18 protein-coding genes are annotated in these 17,536 nt (G+C 70.4%); 9 read left to right on the forward strand and 9 right to left on the reverse strand.

From position 1 onward, the window contains the following. Positions 1–46: 46 nt before the first annotated feature. The 5 genes from OG707_RS07540 to OG707_RS07560 form a co-directional block, all read right to left on the reverse strand. Positions 47–1,027: a TerC family protein gene (locus OG707_RS07540; RefSeq protein WP_329115685.1), complete on the reverse strand. Its 981-nt coding sequence runs from the start codon at positions 1,025–1,027 to the stop codon at positions 47–49. A 233-nt stretch (positions 1,028–1,260) separates the two neighbouring features. Continuing rightward, the gene (locus OG707_RS07545) at positions 1,261–3,177 is read right to left on the reverse strand and encodes a TerD family protein (protein ID WP_329115686.1); all 1,917 of its coding nucleotides are present in this window, start codon (positions 3,175–3,177) and stop codon (positions 1,261–1,263) included. A gap of 95 nt (positions 3,178–3,272) precedes the next feature. Continuing rightward, entirely contained in the window at positions 3,273–3,839 is a 567-nt protein-coding gene (locus OG707_RS07550) for a TerD family protein (protein ID WP_329127666.1), read from the reverse strand. 167 nt (positions 3,840–4,006) lie between these two features. Then, positions 4,007–6,121, reverse strand: a complete 2,115-nt coding sequence (gene uvrB, locus OG707_RS07555; protein WP_329115688.1) for an excinuclease ABC subunit UvrB — start codon at positions 6,119–6,121, stop codon at positions 4,007–4,009. 39 nt (positions 6,122–6,160) lie between these two features. Then, positions 6,161–6,961 (reverse strand): MHYT domain-containing protein, encoded by an 801-nt coding sequence (locus tag OG707_RS07560; protein ID WP_329115690.1) that lies wholly within the window; start codon positions 6,959–6,961, stop codon positions 6,161–6,163. A 68-nt stretch (positions 6,962–7,029) separates the two neighbouring features. Between OG707_RS07560 and OG707_RS07565 the strand changes: the two genes are divergently transcribed. From OG707_RS07565 to OG707_RS07575, 3 genes are read left to right on the forward strand one after another with little or no spacing between them, the layout of a single operon-like run. After that, complete coding sequence (locus OG707_RS07565) at positions 7,030–7,599, forward strand: methylated-DNA--[protein]-cysteine S-methyltransferase (RefSeq protein WP_443071277.1); 570 nt, start codon at positions 7,030–7,032, stop codon at positions 7,597–7,599. A 15-nt stretch (positions 7,600–7,614) separates the two neighbouring features. Further along, positions 7,615–8,238, forward strand: a complete 624-nt coding sequence (locus OG707_RS07570) for an HIT family protein (protein WP_329115693.1) — start codon at positions 7,615–7,617, stop codon at positions 8,236–8,238. Next, positions 8,235–9,506, forward strand: coding sequence for an MFS transporter (locus tag OG707_RS07575; RefSeq protein ID WP_329115696.1), 1,272 nt, complete (start codon positions 8,235–8,237; stop codon positions 9,504–9,506). Before OG707_RS07570 ends, OG707_RS07575 begins: the two co-directional genes overlap by 4 nt. Here OG707_RS07575 and OG707_RS07580 read toward each other — a convergent pair. Together OG707_RS07580 and OG707_RS07585 are read right to left on the reverse strand one after the other, a co-directional pair. Then, complete coding sequence (locus tag OG707_RS07580) at positions 9,496–9,858, reverse strand: cupin domain-containing protein (protein WP_329115698.1); 363 nt, start codon at positions 9,856–9,858, stop codon at positions 9,496–9,498. The genes OG707_RS07575 and OG707_RS07580 overlap by 11 nt on opposite strands. Beyond that, positions 9,845–10,624, reverse strand: coding sequence for a class I SAM-dependent methyltransferase (locus tag OG707_RS07585; RefSeq protein WP_329115700.1), 780 nt, complete (start codon positions 10,622–10,624; stop codon positions 9,845–9,847). Before OG707_RS07585 ends, OG707_RS07580 begins: the two co-directional genes overlap by 14 nt. A gap of 95 nt (positions 10,625–10,719) precedes the next feature. Between OG707_RS07585 and fdhA the strand changes: the two genes are divergently transcribed. From fdhA to OG707_RS07610, 5 genes are all read left to right on the forward strand, one after another. Continuing rightward, entirely contained in the window at positions 10,720–11,949 is a 1,230-nt protein-coding gene (fdhA, locus tag OG707_RS07590; RefSeq protein WP_329115702.1) for a formaldehyde dehydrogenase, glutathione-independent, read from the forward strand. A gap of 109 nt (positions 11,950–12,058) precedes the next feature. Beyond that, a complete protein-coding gene (locus OG707_RS07595) occupies positions 12,059–13,507 on the forward strand; it encodes a WGR domain-containing protein (protein ID WP_329115704.1) in 1,449 nt (482 codons plus the stop codon). 46 nt (positions 13,508–13,553) lie between these two features. Further along, positions 13,554–14,462, forward strand: a complete 909-nt coding sequence (locus OG707_RS07600) for a pseudouridine-5'-phosphate glycosidase (protein ID WP_329115706.1) — start codon at positions 13,554–13,556, stop codon at positions 14,460–14,462. Further along, positions 14,459–15,361, forward strand: coding sequence for a carbohydrate kinase family protein (locus tag OG707_RS07605; protein WP_329115708.1), 903 nt, complete (start codon positions 14,459–14,461; stop codon positions 15,359–15,361). The genes OG707_RS07600 and OG707_RS07605 overlap by 4 nt, the downstream gene beginning before the upstream one ends. Next, on the forward strand, positions 15,358–15,960 hold the full coding sequence (locus OG707_RS07610) for a hypothetical protein (protein WP_329115709.1): 603 nt from the start codon (positions 15,358–15,360) through the stop codon (positions 15,958–15,960). Before OG707_RS07605 ends, OG707_RS07610 begins: the two co-directional genes overlap by 4 nt. A 15-nt stretch (positions 15,961–15,975) precedes the next feature. Here the strand turns inward: OG707_RS07610 and OG707_RS07615 are convergent, their stop codons facing one another. Then, the gene (locus OG707_RS07615; protein WP_329127667.1) at positions 15,976–16,578 is read right to left on the reverse strand and encodes a uridine kinase; all 603 of its coding nucleotides are present in this window, start codon (positions 16,576–16,578) and stop codon (positions 15,976–15,978) included. Between the two features lie 75 nt (positions 16,579–16,653). On the opposite strand from OG707_RS07615, the gene OG707_RS07620 reads away from it, so the two are divergent. Then, entirely contained in the window at positions 16,654–17,019 is a 366-nt protein-coding gene (locus OG707_RS07620; protein ID WP_329115711.1) for a nuclear transport factor 2 family protein, read from the forward strand. A 10-nt stretch (positions 17,020–17,029) separates the two neighbouring features. Here the strand turns inward: OG707_RS07620 and OG707_RS07625 are convergent, their stop codons facing one another. Next, entirely contained in the window at positions 17,030–17,473 is a 444-nt protein-coding gene (locus OG707_RS07625; RefSeq protein ID WP_329115713.1) for a cupin domain-containing protein, read from the reverse strand. Positions 17,474–17,536 lie beyond the last annotated feature (63 nt).

Genomic DNA, 17,536 nt, shown 5'->3' on the forward strand with positions numbered 1-17,536 from the left:
GGTGCTGAACATCCCTACGACCTACGCCGTAGCACCGTCACCCGCGTCAGACGTCGATGCTGTCCTTCGGGGCCGCCTCGGCCTCCGCCTGCTTCTTGGAGGCCATGAGGCTGGTGATCGTCGTGACGATCAGGACGCCGCAGATCACCGCGAGGGAGACGGGGATGGAGATCTCGGGGACGTGCACTCCGGACTCGTGGAGTGCGTGCAGGACGAGCTTCACGCCGATGAAGCCGAGGATCACCGACAGTCCGTAACTGAGGTGGACCAGCTTCTTGAGCAGGCCGCCGATCAGGAAGTACAGCTGGCGCAGACCCATCAGGGCGAAGGCGTTGGCGGTGAAGACGATGTACGGGTCCTGGGTGAGGCCGAAGATCGCGGGGATCGAGTCCATCGCGAACAGGATGTCGGTCATACCGATGGCGAGCATCACGACCAGGAGCGGCGTCATGATCTTCTTGCCGTTTTCCTGGATGAAGAGCTTCGTGCCGTGGTACCGGTCGGCGACGCCGAACTTCTTCTCGACGGACTTCAGGAGGCGGTTCTCCTCGAACTCCTCTTCCTCGTCGTCCGATCGAGCCTCCTGGATGAGCTTCCAGGCGGTGTAGATCAGGAACGCGCCGAAGATGTAGAAGACCCAGGAGAAGTTGGCGATGACCGCGGCGCCGGCGGCGATGAAGATCGCGCGCAGGACCAGGGCGATCAGTACGCCGAAGAGCAGGACGCGCTGCTGGAGATGGCTCGGGACCGAGAACTTCGCCATGATCAGGATGAAGACGAAGAGGTTGTCGACGCTCAGTGACTTCTCGGTGATGAAGCCCGCAAAGAACTCGCCGGACGCCTGACTGTTCCCGAAGATCAGCAGCCCGACGCCGAAGAGCACGGCCAGGGCGATCCAGACCACGGTCCAGATGCCGGCTTCCTTGATCGACACGTCGTGCGGCTTGCGCCCGATGAAGAAGTCGGCGGCGACGAGGGCGCATAGACCAAGAATGGTCAGCACCCACAGGGTCAGAGAAACATCCATGTACTTACGCCTCCGGCGATTGCTACGGCTACTTGATCAGCGTCGTCGCTGCCGGAGGTCTCTTCCACCCGAGCCGGACCGACCGGCATCCCGGGCCGACGCCCCGGGACCTGGTCAGGTCCGTATTGACGGGTACGCCGCACTTGGGGAGTACTCCCCTCCGCACTGAGGAGACTACAGGAAGTACCAAGAGAAGGTAAAGGGATTGGTAAAGGTAAGCCCAAAATGGCTGGTCAACGGTGCCATGAGCGACGGGCTGAGGCGACTTGGGCAAGGACGTCCGCGAGCAGTCGGCCGGCCGGGGGCGCCTGCAGCGGCTCGTACGTCCAGGCATGGCCGACCCAGGGGTCGGCGAGGTGGTCGTCGGGGACCGGCGTGATGCGCAGAAGCGAACGCCAGAGGGGGTCGAGCACCGGGCCGTACGCGCTCGCGTCCTCGCGGTCGGCCACCATCACGAGGTGGACGCCGACGGACGGGCCCTCGTCGGCGAGGTAGCGCAGCTGGGTCAGGGCGCGGTCGTCGAAGCCGTGCGGGAAGTCGTTGACGATCAGCAGCTGCTCGGCGGTGTCCACGCCGGGCGGCAGCGCGTCGGCCGCGCCGCCGCGCACCGCCATCTGTACGAGGTCGACACGCTGGGTGAGCCTGGCCAGGACCGCGGCCACTCCCCCGGCGCCGGTCGCCGGGGGTTCGTCGAGTACGCCCGAGGTCACAAGGGGTGCGAGCGAGCCGGCGGCCGAGCCTGCCGGGTCGATGACATGGACGGTGAATTCGCCCGCCGGGTAGACGGCGAGCAGGCGGGCGGCGAGCGCGACCGCGGTGTCCATGGCGAGCTGCTTGAGCTGCGCCTGGTCCATCAGCAGCGCGGCCTCGGAGCCGGTGCGGCCGCTGTCGATCCACAGACCGCGCTCCAGCGGGAGGCGTACGAGCATGGGGATGCGGAGATCGGGGCGCTCGGGCAGGTGGAGATCGCCGACGCGCAGGGCCATGGGGATCTCCATGGGCAGCCGGTAGGCAGCCCACAGGGGGCTGTCCCAGCGGGCGTAGGCGAGCGGCAGGGCGGGCTCGACGACCTGGGACTCGGCGAGGAGCTGGGCGACGTCCCGCTCCAGGACCTCGCGGGCCTGGGCGATCAGCGCGTCGCATTTGGCGCGGGCCTGCTCGCGGGCGTTCGTCCCCGCGTTGCCGATGCGGTTGCGGGGGTCGGAGAGGGCCTTGTCGAGCTCCTGCTCCAGGCGGGACTCGGCGAAGTCGACGGCGCTGCGGTACGCGGCGGTGGTGCGGGCCAGGTCCTCGAACATGCCCCAGACCTGGTTGTACAGCCGCTCGTCCATCGACCAGCCGGAGGCGTCGCCCGCGACGGGCGGTGCGGGCTGTCCCGGCTGGGCGGGGGGCGCGGCCGGGGGCGGCGGGGGTGCGGTGGTCTGGCGGCGGGGGTGGGCGTAGTCGACGGGGCCGCCTTCGGAGACGGGCTGCTGCTGCGGGGCGGCCTGGGGGGTGGCCGGCGGCTGCTGGGCGCTTTCGGGTCCTGGCGAGCCCGCGTTCGTACGGACCCTGTCGCCGTCCGTCGTACGCGGCGGGGGCGCGGACACCGAGCGGGCCAGGCCTCCGGCGACGGCTTCCAGAATGGTGGAGGCGAGTTCATGGCCGCGCGGGAGGCCCTGGTCGGTGAGCATCTCGGCGAGGCCGCCCGCGTACCCCTGGCCGACGGCCCTGACCTTCCAGGCGCCCTGTCTGCGGTAGAGCTCCAGGGCGACGACCGCCGACTCGGCGTCGAGGCCGGTGATGGTGTAGCTGGCGACCTCGGAGCCGTCGAGCGCGGTGACGGCGACGAAGGGCGCGGCGAGGGAGGCGAAGGAGACCGGTCCGCCGACTCCGACGGGGAGGGCGAGCAGGACGTTCACCCGGTGCACGTCCTCGGGGACGGCCTCCAGGTCCACGGCGAGCCGGTGGTCCGCGGCCGCCTGGCGGGAGACCTCCAGACCGGGCAGCTGGGGCGATCCGGGGTGGGCCACCCACTCGGCGCCCCGGACGGTGCCCTGCTCGTCGCCGAGCGTGGCACCGGCCACGACCGGGCGGCCGGCCGACACCCGGATCTCCAGTCGGGTCTGGGGAAGGGGATGGTTCTGTCCCCGTACCAGCTCGGCCGTCATCGCCCATTCCCCCTTGTAGCGCTGCTTGTTGATGATGCGCGGCAGCTCCCGGCGATGGTGGCCTCCGGGAGCTGCTTGCTGACGTGAATTGCCTCTTACAGATGCGGCAGGATCGACGGCATCAGGTCCTGGAAGGTGCGGCCGTTGGCAGCGGTGCCGATGGCCGTCATCTGCCAGCCGGTGCCCGCACGGTGCACCTTCGCCATGATCTGCGCGGTGTACTGGCCGCCGCCGTCCAGCGTGTAGCGGGCGAGCTCGTCGCCGTTGGTCTCGTCGACGAGGCGGCAGAACGCGTTCTGCACCTCCTGGAACGTCTGGCCGGTGAAGGAGTTCACCGTGAAGACGATCTGGTCGATGTGGACCGGCACGCGCTGGAGGTCGACGACGATCGACTCGTCGTCGCCGCCCTGGCCCGCGCCGCCGACCAGGTTGTCGCCGGTGTGCTTGACCGAGCCGTCGTCGCTGACGAGGTGGCGGAAGAACACCACGTCGACCGGCTGCTTGTCGGCGAAGAGCACCGCGGACGCGTCGAGGTCGATCTCACGCGTACGTGAGCCGAACAGCCCGCGGCGCGGTGCCGCCTGCCAGCCGAGACCCATCCGCACCGAAGTGAGGGTGCCCCCGTCGTTCTTCTGCAGGCTGATGGCCTGACCCTTGGTCAGGTTGACGCCAGGTCCCTTGGCAAAGTTGGCCGTCACGCGCTGTCCCTTCTCCGAATATCCCCACGTTTCCCACCGCACCCTACGCAGTCCCGTCCAGAGGGCAGGACCCCCGGACCGCGATTGTGGCGGTCTTGCAACACACCAGGTGCGGCCGGGTCGGCCAAGGGTCAGGCGAGGCCGCCCTCCTTCATCTGGCGCAACTCCTTCTTCAGTTCCCCGACCTCGTCGCGCAGCCGTGCGGCCACCTCGAACTGGAGGTCCGCGGCAGCCGCCCGCATCCGCTCGGTCATCTCCTCGATGATCCCGGCCAGTTCGGCGGCGGGACGGTCGGTGGGGACGGTCTTGCCGCCCTTCGTCTTCCTTCCGGCGAGCGCGGGGACCGGCGCCTTGGCGCCCTTGCCCTCCTTCGCCTGCCGGTAGCCGCTGCCGAGCAGTTCCTCGGTGTCGACCTCCTCGCGGGCGATCGTCGCGACGATGTCGTTGATCTTCTTGCGGAGCGGCTGCGGGTCGAGGCCGCGCTCCTTGTTGTACGCGACCTGCTTCTCGCGGCGCCGGTTGGTCTCGTCGATGGCCTGCGCCATCGCCGGGGTGATGGTGTCGGCGTACATGTGGACCTGGCCGGAGACGTTGCGCGCCGCGCGGCCGATGGTCTGGATCAGCGAGGTGCCGGAGCGCAGGAAGCCCTGCTTGTCGGCGTCGAGGATGGCGACCAGCGAGACCTCGGGCAGGTCGAGGCCCTCACGGAGGAGGTTGATGCCGACGAGCACGTCGTACTCACCGGCGCGCAGCTCGCGCAGGAGCTCGATGCGGCGCAGTGTGTCGACGTCGCTGTGCAAGTACCGCACCTGGATGCCCAGTTCGAGGAAGTAGTCGGTGAGGTCCTCGGACATCTTCTTGGTGAGCGTGGTGACCAGGACGCGTTCGTCCTTCTCCACGCGGGTGCGGATCTCGTGCACCAGGTCGTCGATCTGCCCCTCGGTGGGCTTGACGACGACCTCCGGGTCGACCAGGCCCGTGGGGCGGATGATCTGCTCCACGAAGCCGTCGCCGCGCGAGAGTTCGTACTTGCCGGGCGTGGCGGACAGATAGACGGTCTGGCCGATGCGCTGCTGGAACTCCTCCCACTTCAGCGGGCGGTTGTCCATCGCGGACGGCAGCCGGAACCCGTGGTCGACGAGGGTGCGCTTGCGGGAGGCGTCGCCCTCGTACATCGCACCGATCTGCGGGACGGTGACGTGCGACTCGTCGAGGACGAGGAGGAAGTCCTCGGGGAAGTAGTCGATGAGGGTGTGCGGGGCGGTGCCGGGCTCGCGGCCGTCGAAGTGCATCGAATAGTTCTCGACGCCGGAGCAGGAGCCGATCTGGCGGAGCATCTCCAGGTCGTAGGTAGTGCGCATGCGCAGTCGCTGGGCCTCCAGCATCTTGCCCTGCTTCTCCAGCTCGGCGAGGCGCTGCTCCAGCTCCTTCTCGATGCCGTTGACCGCCTTCTCCATGCGCTCCGGGCCTGCCACGTAGTGGGTGGCCGGGAAGACATAGACCTGTTCGTCCTCGCTGATGATCTCGCCGGTCAGCGGGTGGAGCGTGGAGAGCGCCTCGATCTCGTCGCCGAACATCTCGATGCGGACGGCCAGTTCCTCGTACACCGGGAAGATCTCGATGGTGTCGCCGCGCACCCGGAAGGTGCCGCGGGTGAACGCCACGTCGTTGCGCGTGTACTGGATGTCGACGAAGCGGCGCAGCAGCTGGTCGCGGTCGATCTCCTCGCCGACCTTGAGGGGCACCATCCGGTCGACGTACTCCTGCGGCGTGCCGAGACCGTAGATACAGGAGACGGAGGCGACGACGATGACGTCGCGCCGGGTGAGCAGCGAGTTCGTCGCGGAGTGGCGCAGCCGCTCGACCTCCTCGTTGATCGAGGAGTCCTTCTCGATGTACGTATCGGACTGCGGGACGTACGCCTCGGGCTGGTAGTAGTCGTAGTACGAGACGAAGTACTCGACGGCGTTGTTGGGGAGCAGCTCGCGGAACTCGTTCGCCAGCTGTGCGGCGAGGGTTTTGTTCGGCGCCATCACCAGGGTGGGGCGCTGGAGCTTCTCGATCATCCAGGCGGTGGTCGCCGACTTTCCGGTGCCGGTGGCGCCGAGCAGGACGACATCCTTCTCACCTGCGCGGATGCGCTTTTCCAGCTCGGCGATGGCCGCCGGCTGGTCACCGCTGGGCTGGTAGGGACTGACGACCTCGAAGGGCGCCACCGTGCGTTCGATCTTGGAAACGGGCCGCATGGAACCACCGTACGACCCGCCACTGACAACCGCGGCCGGTCACCAGCCCTTGGGCCGCTCCGGGATCCGGGTCGCGGGGGAAGGACCCTGCTCCTCCCAGTCCGGCTTGCCCATGACCACCAGCGGATCGAACATCACGACGACGCCGGCGAGGAAGAGGAAGGCGATCGGTCCGAGCAGCATCGGGGCGAGAATCGTGGCGGACGAGTCCCCGCCGGCGCTGCTCGTGCCGCTGCCGTGCAGAGAGACGCTGAGCGCTGCCATCCCGGTGTAGTGCATCCCGCTCACTGCCACGCCCATGACCGCGCTGGCGCCCAGGCTCGGCAGGAACCCGTGGATGGAGACGGCGGCCCAGAGCGCCGCGGTGGCGGCGACCACGGCGATCACGACGGAGACGGCGACGACGGGGGTGCTGTACTCGAAGCGCCCGTTGATCCGCATGCCCGCCATGCCGAGGTAGTGCATGGTGGCGACGCCGAGGCCGGTGATGGTGCCGCCGGTGACCAGGGCCATGGGGGTCGGACCGCGGTAGCCGACGATGAAGATCCCGATGCCGACCATCACGATGGCGACGACGAGGCTGGCGTAGGTGGTCGGGCGGTCGTACGTCAGGGGAGCGCCGTCGACCTTGAAGCCCATCATCGCGATGAAGTGCATGGTCCAGATTCCGGAGCCTATGGAGAGCGCGCCGAGCGCCAGCCAGCCTGATTTCCACGAGCGCTCGATCATCAGGGACCTGGTGGTGCAGCGCAGGCCGAGGGCCGCGCCCATGCACGCCATGAGAAATGCGGCGACAGGCGTCACCAGGCCGTAACTGAATCCGTCGACATGGCCGTGCATGGCTGAAAGTCCCTCCCCAGGGCACCGCTTGGCATGTGCGGGCGACAGTAGCGGAATCGGCACTGTCAGTGGGGGGTCGTACGGTTGTTTGTGTGAACAGCAACGCAAACGACATTGAGTGGGCCGTCGTCGAAAGCGACATCGGGCCCCTGTTGCTCGCCGCCACGGACCGGGGGCTGGTGAGCGTGTGCTTCCACGCGGATCCCGCGGTGCGCGAGAAGGCGCTCGCACAGCTCGGGGCGCGGCTGGGCGGGGAGCTGGTCGAGGCACCGGAGTCGGCCCGTCTCGCCGAGCCGATACGGCAGTTGGCGGCGTACTTCACGGGCGGGCTGCGGGAGTTCACGCTGCCGCTGGACTGGTCGCTGACGTCCGGATTCAACCGCCAGGTGCTGCGGGAGCTCGCTTCCGGGGTGCCGTACGGATCGGTGGTGGGGTACGGGGATCTGGCCCGCCGGGTCGGGCAGCCGTCGGCGGCCCAGGCGGTGGGGGCCGCGATGGGGTCGAATCCGCTGCCGGTCGTGGTGCCGTGCCACCGGGTGGTGGAGAGCGACGGCGGGCTCGGCGGTTTCGGCGGCGGCCTGGAGACGAAGCGGCAGCTTCTCGCCCTGGAGGGAGTGCTGCCCCAGCCGCTGTTCTGATGGCACACTTCCGCGGTGACTACGACCCCGGCCGCACCCGAGCCCAGCGACTTCGTCGCCCGCCTGCCCATCGGGGAGGAGCTGACGCTGCCTGCCGACTCGATGCTGAACTGGGAGACGTTCCCTTTCACCGGGGACATACGCGTCAAGCCGCTGACGCCTCCGGTGCTCCCGGAGCCCGCGCGCAACGGTGAAAACGGCCCTGCGGGCTGCCACGCCTGCGAGCGGCCGGTGACGGAAGCGATATGGGCCGACGAGCACTGGCGCGTGGACCCCATACACGGGGAGCCGCAGCGGCTCCCCGCGATCGTGATGCTCCAGCCGCGCGGGCACCACGACCTGACCGACCTGCCGCCGGAGCGCGCCTCCGAGCTCGGTCCGATGATCCAGCGCGTCGAGCGGGCGATCATGTCGCTGGGCGGGATCGCGCGCGTGCACATCAACCGGTGGGGCGACGGGGGCGCGCATCTGCACCTGTGGCTGCTCGCCCGCCCCGAGGGGATGACCCAGCTGCGCGGCAGTTTCCTGCCCCTGTGGGAGGAGGCTCTGCCGCCCGTTCCCGAGGAGGAGCGGCTCCGGACGCAGCGCGGGATCGGCGCCGCACTCGCGGCCGGGGGCGGCAAGGCGTACGTACAGTGACCGCCGCCTGTCCCGACGCAGCCGTCGCCGAGAGCGAACTGCCCGCCCTGCGGCGCCGGATCAACACCGTGCTCGTCGTGAGCCAGATACTCGGCGGGCTCGGGGTCGCGACGGGCATCGCGCTCGCGGCCGTACTGGCCAAGCAGGTCAGCGGTACCGAGGCCCTGTCGGGGCTCGCGCCCACCGCGACCGTGACCGGGACCGCGCTGCTGTCCGTGCCGCTCGCCGCGCTGATGACGTCGCGCGGGCGGCGGCCCGGTCTGGTCCTCGCCTATGTGATCGGGGCGATCGGTGCGGGGGTGGTCGTGCTGGCCGCCGTGATCTCCAACTTCCCGCTGCTGCTGGTGGGGATGGCCGGGTTCGGTGCGGCGTCGTCGGCGAATCTGCAGGCCCGGTTCGCGGCCGCCGACCTCGCGGAGCCCGAGCGGCGGGCCCGCGCCATCTCCACCGTCGTCTGGGCCACCACGATCGGCGCGGTCCTGGGCCCCAACATCGCCTCCCCCGCGGGCCGCAGTGTCTCCGGGCTCGGTATTCCGGCGGCCGCGGGCCCCTTCGTCTGGTCCGCCGGGGTCTTTCTCGTATCGGCGGTGCTCGTGTCCGTGCTGCTGCGGCCCGATCCACTCCTCACCGCGCGGGCGATGGCCCCCGCGGAGGAGCAGCACCCCGAGGGGCGTTCGCTGCGCGCCGGCGTCCGCGCGGTCCGTGCTTCGCCCCGTGCGCGGCTCGCGCTGGTGACGGTCGCCGTGTCGCACACCGCCATGGTGTCGATCATGTCGATGACCCCGGTGGCGCTGAGCCATCACGGGGCGAGCATCCAGCTGATCGGTCTGGTCATCTCGGGGCACATCGCGGGCATGTACGCGTTCTCGCCGCTGATGGGATGGCTGTCGGACCGGCTGGGTCGGCTGTCGGTGATCGGCCTCGCGGTCGGGCTGCTGTGCTTCGCCGCCCTGCTCGCGGGTACGGCGGGCGACAGTCATGGGCAGACCGCGGCCGGGCTGTTCGTCCTGGGGCTCGGCTGGTCGGCGGGGCTGGTGTCCGGCTCCGCGCTGCTCACCGATTCCGTACCGCAGCCCGCGCGCGCCGCCGTACAGGGTCTCTCGGACCTGACCATGAACACGGCGGCGGGCGTCGGGGGCGCGGCCGCCGGCCTGATCGTCGCGCAGGCGAGCTACGGCTGGCTCAATGCGACCGGCGCCTGCCTGCTGCTGCCGCTGGCCGCACTGGCGCTGTTCACCAGACGAGGGAAAGCGGCCCTTACAGGCTGATGTGGTACGCCTTGCGCAGGGTCTCGTGGACGGTCCACGTCGTACGGTCGCCCTCGCGCAGCACGCACGCCGAGCCCGGCCCGATCTCCAGGGTGTCGCCGCCCTCGACGGCTACGGTGGCCCGCCCGCTGACGACCACGAAGAGTTCGTTGGCCTCGGTGTCGGTCACCACTCCGGGCGTGATCTGCCAGATGCCGCGCAGCTGCTTGCCGTCGGGCGACTCCCAGAGCACCTTGCCGGTGACCTGCGGCTCTCCGGACACGATCTGGTCGGGGTCGAGCGGTTCGGGCTCGAGTTCGGCGTCGGGTATGTGCACGGCGAAGGACGCGGGGGCTTGATCAATTGTCGTCATGGCTGGTCACCCTAGCGACCAGAACGGGCTGAAAGAATCCGGTGTCCGCGGGCTGGTGCCACGCCGTTGTCGCGAAGCCCGCGCCGGCCGCGAGTGCTGCCGTCTCCGGCTCGGTGAGCGCCCAGTACGTGGCCCGGCGGACGCGCGTCGTCCAGGTGTCGCCGTCGGGGTGCAGCTGGAAGTGCTCCAGGTCGTAACGCTCGCCGTCCTCGTGCCAGTGCCAGAGCTGGAAGGTGATCGTCCGCCCCTCCGGGCCCTCCATGACCTGGGGATGCATGGACTCGGGCCGCTCGCGCCGGAGTTGACCGTACGGGCGTGTGGAGAGCAGCAGCAGTCCGCCAGGGCGCAGAACGCGGCGCATCGCGCGGAGCGCGGCCCGCACGTCGGCCTCGGTCAGCAGGTGGGGCAGCGCGTTGTCGGCGCAGACCACGACGTCGAAGGAGCCGCTGCGGAAGGGCAGTTGCCGCATGTCGGCTGCGGCAGCCGGAAGGGACAGACCGCGCGCCGAAGCCTCGCGCACGGCCCGCGCGGCCGCGACGGGGCTCAGGTCGGTGCCCGTAACCCGGTGGCCGAGGGAGGCCAGCCCCAGCGCCTGGGTGCCGATGCCGCAGGCACAGTCGAGGACGTCGTACGTTCCTGAGCCGAGCTCCTGGGAGATCAGGGCGTCGAGCGCCCGGCCCTGGTGGGCGATGCTCGCGTCCCAGTCGGCATACATCCGGTCGTAATCGGCAGCGAGTTGATCGTAAAAGAGTCGCGTGCTGTCCATGCGTGAACGCTAGCCGGACCCGTCCGCCAGTAGCAGACTCCACCTCGCGCACGAGCCGCATCATCCGCGAGAGAGAGCCGAAGGGACGGCGAACCATGAGCGGAAACAGGGCAGTCGCGTATCTCAAGCCGGGAGCGGTCGAGGTCAGGACGATCGACTATCCGACGCTTGAACTCCAGGACGGGCCCGGAGTGGCCCCCCAGAACGTCGGCCGCAAGTGCCGGCACGGGGTCATCCTCAAGGTGCTCGCCACCAATATCTGCGGCAGCGACCAGCACATGGTGCGCGGCCGCACCACCGCACCCGAGGGCCTGGTCCTCGGCCACGAGATCACCGGAGAGATCGTCGAGCGCGGCCCGGACGTGGAGTTCCTGGACGTCGGGGACATCGTCTCGGTGCCGTTCAACATCGCCTGCGGCCGCTGCCGCAACTGCAAGGAGCGCAAGACCGGCATCTGCCTCAGCGTCAACCCGGCTCGACCCGGCGCGGCCTATGGCTATGTCGACATGGGTGGCTGGGTGGGCGGCCAGGCCGAGTACGTCCTCGTCCCGTACGCCGACTTCAATGTGCTGCGCTTCCCCGACCGGGACGCGGCGCGCGAGAAGCTGCTCGACCTCACCATGCTGTCCGACATCTTCCCGACCGGCTTCCACGGTGCGGTGACGGCGGGCGCGGGTGTCGGGTCGACGGTGTACGTCGCCGGGGCGGGCCCGGTCGGGCTCGCGGCGGCGGCGTCCGCGCAGCTTCTCGGTGCGGCGGTCGTGATCGTCGGCGACCTCAATGCCGAACGCCTCGCGCAGGCACGGAGTTTCGGCTGCGAGACCGTGGACCTCACGCGCGGCCGGGTCGAGGAGCAGATCGCCGAGATCCTGGGCGAGCCCGAGGTGGACGCGGCGGTCGACGCGGTCGGCTTCGAGGCGCGCGGGCACGGCCGCGCGGACGCCCCCGAGGCGCCGGCGACCGTGCTCAACTCGCTGATGGGTGTCACGAAGGCGGGCGGGGCGCTCGGCATTCCCGGTCTGTACGTGACGGACGACCCGGGTGGCGTCGACCAGGACGCGCGCACCGGGACGCTCAAGGTGCGCCTCGGTCTCGGGTGGGCGAAGAGCCACCGCTTCACCACGGGGCAGTGCCCGGTGATGAAGTACCACCGGGCACTCTCGCAGGCGATCCTGCACGACAAGGTGCACATCGCGAAGGCGGTCAACGCGACGGTCATCGGGATCGAAGAGGCGCCGCGCGGCTACGCCGAGTTCGACCAGGGCGCGAGCCGCAAGTACGTGCTGGACCCGCACGGCGCACTGAACGGGGTACGGGCAGTCTGATGCTCTGACCTGCGGATACGGCTCTGTGCGACTGATTGTCAGTGGTGCCATCTACCGTGGAATCACTGAAGATCGGTCGCACAGGCCGGTCCCTGGGGAGGGGTGTGCCATGGCGGCTGGGCAGGCGGGGAAGACGACGTATCTGGAGCTGTCGCAGGACGGCGGCGGGGCGCACAAGTTCTACGAGGTGACTGTCAACGGCACGACGGTCTCGGTGCGTTACGGGCGGATCGGCGCGGACGGACAGCATCAGGTCTCGACGTTCCCTTCGACGGAGAAGGCGAAGGCCGCGGCGGCGAAGAAGATAGGCGAGAAGGTCCGGAAGGGGTACGCGCCGGCGGTGCAGGGGCAGCGTGCCGCACGGCCGGTGACGCGGCGTCAGGTGACGTCGGCGCCTTCGACGGCGCGGGCGACGGCGCCGGTGCTGTGGCGGTTCCGTACGGGCGCATCGGCCTTCGGGATCCACATCGACGAGGACCGCTGCTGGGTGGGGAACCAGCGCGGCGACGTCTACACGCTGGGGCACGACGGCGAGGTGCTGGCGCGGTTCTCGCTGCCGGACGGGGTCAAGTGCCTGGTGGCGGACGACTTCTGGATCTATGCGGGATGCGACGACGGCAAGGTGTACGACCTGTCGTCGAAGGTGCCCTTCGCCGCCTATGAGATCGCCGACGACGTGGACATCTTCTGGCTGGACATCCACGAGGGCGTGCTGAACGTCGCGGACCGCAACGGAGGCCTGACGGTCATCGACCACGAGGACGAGTTCCAGTGGTCGCGCCGGTCTGCGGGCAACAGCGCGTGGATGGTGCGGGCGGACGACCAGGCGGTCTTCCACGGTCACAACCACGGGGTGACGGCCTACGCGGCGGACGGCAGCGGGGAGTTGTGGCACACCCGGACCACGGGGAACGTGCTGTTCGGCTGGCAGGAGGACACGGCCGTGTACGCGGGCACGGGGCGGCGTGTGGTGGAGCGGCTGTCGAAGGCGACGGGCCGGATCGAGGCAACGTATGCCTGCGACACCGCGGTGTACTCCTGCGCGACGTCGCCCGGCGGTCAGTACGTCTTCGCGGGCGACTCCGCCTCGTCGGTCTACTGCTTCGACGCGGACGGCACCCGGCTGTGGAAGCTGGGCACGGGCGGCGGCTCGGCGCTCTCGATGCAGTACCGCGACGAGCGGCTGTACATCGTCACGACGGACGGCTCGCTGGCCTGCATCGACGCGAGCGAGGCGGCGATCGGGGCGGCGCAGACGGGCACGGTTCCGGTGGCCAGGGACGTCAAGGAGGCGGCGGCACTGCCGACTTACACGCCGACGGCGACCGTGGCGACGGTCAGCGCGATGCCGGCGCCGGGGGCCGGGATCGTCGTGGAGTGCGTCCAGGTGGGCGGGCGACTGCGGGTCCAGGTGATCTCGGACGGGTACGAGCCGACGTGGCACGTACAGTTCCCGCGCTCGATCCGGCAGGTCGGCGCCCGCTATGTGGTCGACGCGCTGCACACCTCGACCGGGGGGTTCTACCGGGTGCGGGGCGAGATAAAGCGGCTCGTGTAGGGCTTCGGGGGTTTGCCGACCCGGACACCGCGCCAGGGATGGGGACATGTCAGAGACAACGCTGGTGCTGTCCGCAGAGGTACGGGAGGCGCTGGACCGGCGCCGTCCCGTGGTCGCCCTGGAGTCGACGATCATCGCGCACGGGCTGCCGCGGCCCCGCAATCTGCGGGTCGCGGAGGAGCTCGAGGGGCTGGTACGGGAGGGGGGTGCGGTTCCGGCGACGATCGCCGTGCTTGACGGGCGACCCCATGTCGGCCTGGACAAGGCCGAGTTGGAGCGGGTGGCGAGCGACGACTCCATACGGAAGCTGGGCCACCGCGATCTCGCCCCGGCTCTGGCGGCGGGTGCGAGCGGGGCGACGACGGTGTCGGCGACGGCGTTCCTGGCCGCGCGGGCGGGGATCAGGGTCTTCGCCACGGGCGGGCTCGGGGGCGTACACCGGGAGTGGACGGGGACGCAGGACGAGTCGGCGGACCTGCGGCTGCTGGCCCGGACGCGGATCACGGTGGTGTGCGCGGGGGTGAAGTCGATCCTGGACGTCCCGGCCACGCTGCAGCGACTGGAGACGCTGGGGGTGGGGATCGTGGGGTACGGGACGGCGACCTTCCCCGGGTTCTATCTCAGCAGTTCGGGTGAGGCAGTGGACTGGACGGTGCACACGCCGGAGGAGGTGGTGGCGGTGATGCGGGCGCAGGACGCGCTCGGCGGTGCGGAGACGGCGCTGATCGTGGCCAACCCCGTTGCGGAGGCCGACCAGTTGGATCCGAAGGTGCACGACCGGGTGCTGGCAGAGGCGCTGGGCGAGTCGCGGAAGCAGGGGATCACCGGTCAGGCGGTGACGCCGTTCCTGCTGGAGTATCTGATGAGGAGGACCGAAGGAGCGTCGCTGGAGGCCAACTTGGCGGCGGTGCGGGGCAACGTACGGCTGGCGGCGCGGATAGCGGCGGCGCTGTGAGCCCGGCGCCCGGCGCACTCCTCGTCATCGGGGACGTGGTGACGGACATCGTGGCCCGCCACCGTGGACCGCTCTCCCCCGCGACCGACACGGCGGCGGAGATCCGGACGCTGCCCGGCGGGGCGGGGGCCAACGTGGCGTGCTGGGCGGCGGCTTCGGGGCTGACGGACGTACGGCTGCTGGCGCGGGTCGGGACGGACTGGGCGTCCTGGCACGAGCTGCGGCTGCGGCACGCGGGGGTGCGTTCGCTGCTGGTCCCGGACCTCCAGGCGCCGACCGCCACGGTCATCGCCCTGGTGGACGGGGCGGCCGAGCGGACGTTCCTGACCGACAGCGGTGCGGCCCTGCGGCTGGCCGTGGACGACTGGTCGCCGGAGTTGCTGGAGGGGGTCGCCCATCTCCATCTCTCCGGCTACATGTTCTTCGCGGAGACCAGCAGGGAGACGGCCCGTGCGGCGGCCCGGGACGCACGGGAGCGGGGCATTCCGGTGAGTGTGGATCCAGCCTCCACGGGGTTCATCACCACGCTGGGCGTGGACCGATTCCTGGAGGAGGTGGAGGGGGCGGACATACTGCTGCCCAACGCGGACGAGGCGAGACTGCTGACCGGGCTGCCCGAACCGGCCGATGCGGCAGCCAAGTTGAGCCGCACGTTCCCGCTGGTGGCGGTCACGCTGGGGGCGGGCGGGGCGCTGCTGGCCGGGGCCGGAGCAGTAACGGCCCGGGTCCCCGCGACCGAGGTGCGGGCAGTGGATTCGACGGGTGCGGGCGACGCGTTCACCGGGGGCTTCCTCGCGGCGCGCCTGTCGGGGGCGGACGATGCGACGGCCGCGGCGGCGGGGTGCCGGGCGGGGGCGTCGGCGGTGACGGTGATCGGCGGACGACCGGGGGCGGCATGAGATCACGTACGACAAGAGCGGGGACGGCGGCGGTGCTCGTGGCGGCCTGCGCGCTGGCGACGGCGTGCACCGACTCCCCCGAGCGCCGCACCGAGCCGATCCGCACGACGGCCTCGACGCCTGCCCCCGCCGAGTTCGGCACCAAGGACGATCGCCTGGTGCGGTGCGGCGGCGGCGAGGCCCGCATCTCCCCCGTCGCCGACGGGCCGCCGAAACCGCAGGACATCGTCGTCGGCCCCCTGCGCTGGCCGGGCCTCAAGGACCGGGCACGTGCCAACCGCGAGGGGTACGGAAATCAGCAGAGCGACGGCTGGCACTACAAGATCGGGGCGGAAATAGCCGCGGGCGCGAGAGTCACGGTCAGCGTCGCCCCTGAGGCCCGCGGCAAAGCAGGCCTCGGATACGGCCAGCAGTGGGACTACACCCCGGCCCAGAAGGTGACGTTCCATGCCTGCCCGAAGGCCAGGACGGCCTTCGTCGGCGGCTTCGTGGTCGCGGGCGCCACCGGCCGCATCTGTCTGCCGCTGGACATCCGCACCGGCGAGGCCCCGCCCCGCCGGATCACGGTCTCGCTGGGCGCGGGGAAGTGCCCGGCCTGACGCCCGGCCTGAGACTCAGCCGTTCCAGGCAAGGTGCTCGGGGTGGTCCGCCCGTACGGTGACGTCCGCGGTCCCCGCCGGGTCGGTCTCCTCCTCGTACCGCCGGAAAGCGGGCAACGTCCACTGCTCGTCCTCGCCGGTACGGCGCTGGAGCGCGCCCGCCGAGAGCCGCAGATGCACGCTGAGGTCGAAGGGGAACCAGTGCCCGAGCAGCATCGGCCCGTGCACCAGCAGAATCGTGTTCTCCGGCAGCTCCTGATAGGCGCTCCGGGTCGCGCGATCCGCCACCGGATCCCACAGATCGGGCAGTACGCGCCCACTGCCGCCCGCCTCCAGCGGCCCGAACACCTCGCGCCACAGGGCCCCGGTGTCGAACCACCCGTCGAAGTAGGAGTCGGGGTCCTGCTTCCCGTACTCGAACCGCAGCGAGGCCGGCCGCAGAAACCCCTGCGTCCCCACGACGAACACGGACCGCCCGCGCGCCCGCAGCGCCTCCGCGATCGCCTCCGCCAGCTCCCCCGTCCCGGCGGGCGGCGCCCCGTCGATCGCCACCTTCGCCCACGGCCCGCCGTCACCCGCCACCAGCCGGTCGGCACGCCGGGCGAGGAACTCGGTCATCCGTTCCCAGGAGATCGCTTCAAGTCGTCGCACCCGTCCATCATCACCGAAGTCCCAAGAACTACCCTGCGCACCATGGACCTCGCATTCGCCCAGAAGTTCGCCGTGGAGTGGCAAGACGCCTGGAACTCCCACGACTTGGACCGCATCCTCGCCCACTACCACGAGGACGTGACCTTCTCCTCGCCGATGATCGAGCGCTTCAACGGCGACCCGTCGGGCACGGTCCACGGCAAGGCCGCGCTCCGGGACTACTGGAGCACGGGCCTCACCCGGATCCCCGATCTGCGCTTCGAGGTCATGGACGTACGGGCGGGTGTCGACTCCCTCGTCATCGACTACCGCAACCAGATCGGCGGCCGCGTCTACGAGGTGCTGACCTTCCGCGGCGACCTGATCATCGCGGGCTTCGGCGCGTACGGAGCCGTACTCGCGCACTGATCCGACGGAGCTACGGGCACCCCGCCGGCGCATCCGCGTCGTCCGAGATCGGAGCCCCCTCGGGCAGCAGATAGGTCACGTACAGCACGACCGGCACGCTGCCCAGATTCCGCCCCACATGCACATGCCCGTCGCCCGCGGGCTCCACGAAGGACTTCCCCGCGGGCGTCGTCTCCACCGAGCAGTCGTCGAGCGTCCGCGTCAGCGTGCCGGCCTGTACGACGGCGATGACCTGCCCCTGGTGGTAGTGCCACCCGGTCGATCCGCCGGGCGCGATGGTGAGTGTCCGTACGACAACGTCCGTGGCCCCCTTGGTCTTGATCTTCAGCGCTCCGGCCGAGGTCCCTTTCGCCAGGACCGTCCCGCTGACCCCGGTCCCGGGCGTGGCCACGGCGGCCGAGGGCACGAGCCCCAGCGCCGCCACGCACCCGGCCACCACGAAGGCCTTCCTCATCTCTGCACCCCTCCGACTCACGCTTCCCCTGCAAACCGCCTCACCGTACTGGCGGCCGCGCCC

It is taken from the genome of Streptomyces sp. NBC_01465, assembly GCF_036227325.1.
In the GTDB taxonomy this organism is placed as follows: domain Bacteria; phylum Actinomycetota; class Actinomycetes; order Streptomycetales; family Streptomycetaceae; genus Streptomyces.

Bases quoted from the DNA above. Each gene is read 5' to 3' on its own strand.
- OG707_RS07540 (WP_329115685.1), bottom strand. From the start codon at position 1,027: ATGGATGTTTCTCTGACCCTGTGGGTGCTGACCATTCTTGGTCTATGC.
- OG707_RS07545 (WP_329115686.1), bottom strand. From the start codon at position 3,177: ATGACGGCCGAGCTGGTACGGGGACAGAACCATCCCCTTCCCCAGACC.
- uvrB (WP_329115688.1), bottom strand. From the start codon at position 6,121: ATGCGGCCCGTTTCCAAGATCGAACGCACGGTGGCGCCCTTCGAGGTC.
- OG707_RS07560 (WP_329115690.1), bottom strand. From the start codon at position 6,961: ATGCACGGCCATGTCGACGGATTCAGTTACGGCCTGGTGACGCCTGTC.
- OG707_RS07580 (WP_329115698.1), bottom strand. From the start codon at position 9,858: ATGACGACAATTGATCAAGCCCCCGCGTCCTTCGCCGTGCACATACCC.
- OG707_RS07585 (WP_329115700.1), bottom strand. From the start codon at position 10,624: ATGGACAGCACGCGACTCTTTTACGATCAACTCGCTGCCGATTACGAC.
- fdhA (WP_329115702.1), top strand. From the start codon at position 10,720: ATGAGCGGAAACAGGGCAGTCGCGTATCTCAAGCCGGGAGCGGTCGAG.
- OG707_RS07595 (WP_329115704.1), top strand. From the start codon at position 12,059: ATGGCGGCTGGGCAGGCGGGGAAGACGACGTATCTGGAGCTGTCGCAG.
- OG707_RS07600 (WP_329115706.1), top strand. From the start codon at position 13,554: ATGTCAGAGACAACGCTGGTGCTGTCCGCAGAGGTACGGGAGGCGCTG.
- OG707_RS07610 (WP_329115709.1), top strand. From the start codon at position 15,358: ATGAGATCACGTACGACAAGAGCGGGGACGGCGGCGGTGCTCGTGGCG.
- OG707_RS07615 (WP_329127667.1), bottom strand. From the start codon at position 16,578: ATGACCGAGTTCCTCGCCCGGCGTGCCGACCGGCTGGTGGCGGGTGAC.
- OG707_RS07620 (WP_329115711.1), top strand. From the start codon at position 16,654: ATGGACCTCGCATTCGCCCAGAAGTTCGCCGTGGAGTGGCAAGACGCC.
- OG707_RS07625 (WP_329115713.1), bottom strand. From the start codon at position 17,473: ATGAGGAAGGCCTTCGTGGTGGCCGGGTGCGTGGCGGCGCTGGGGCTC.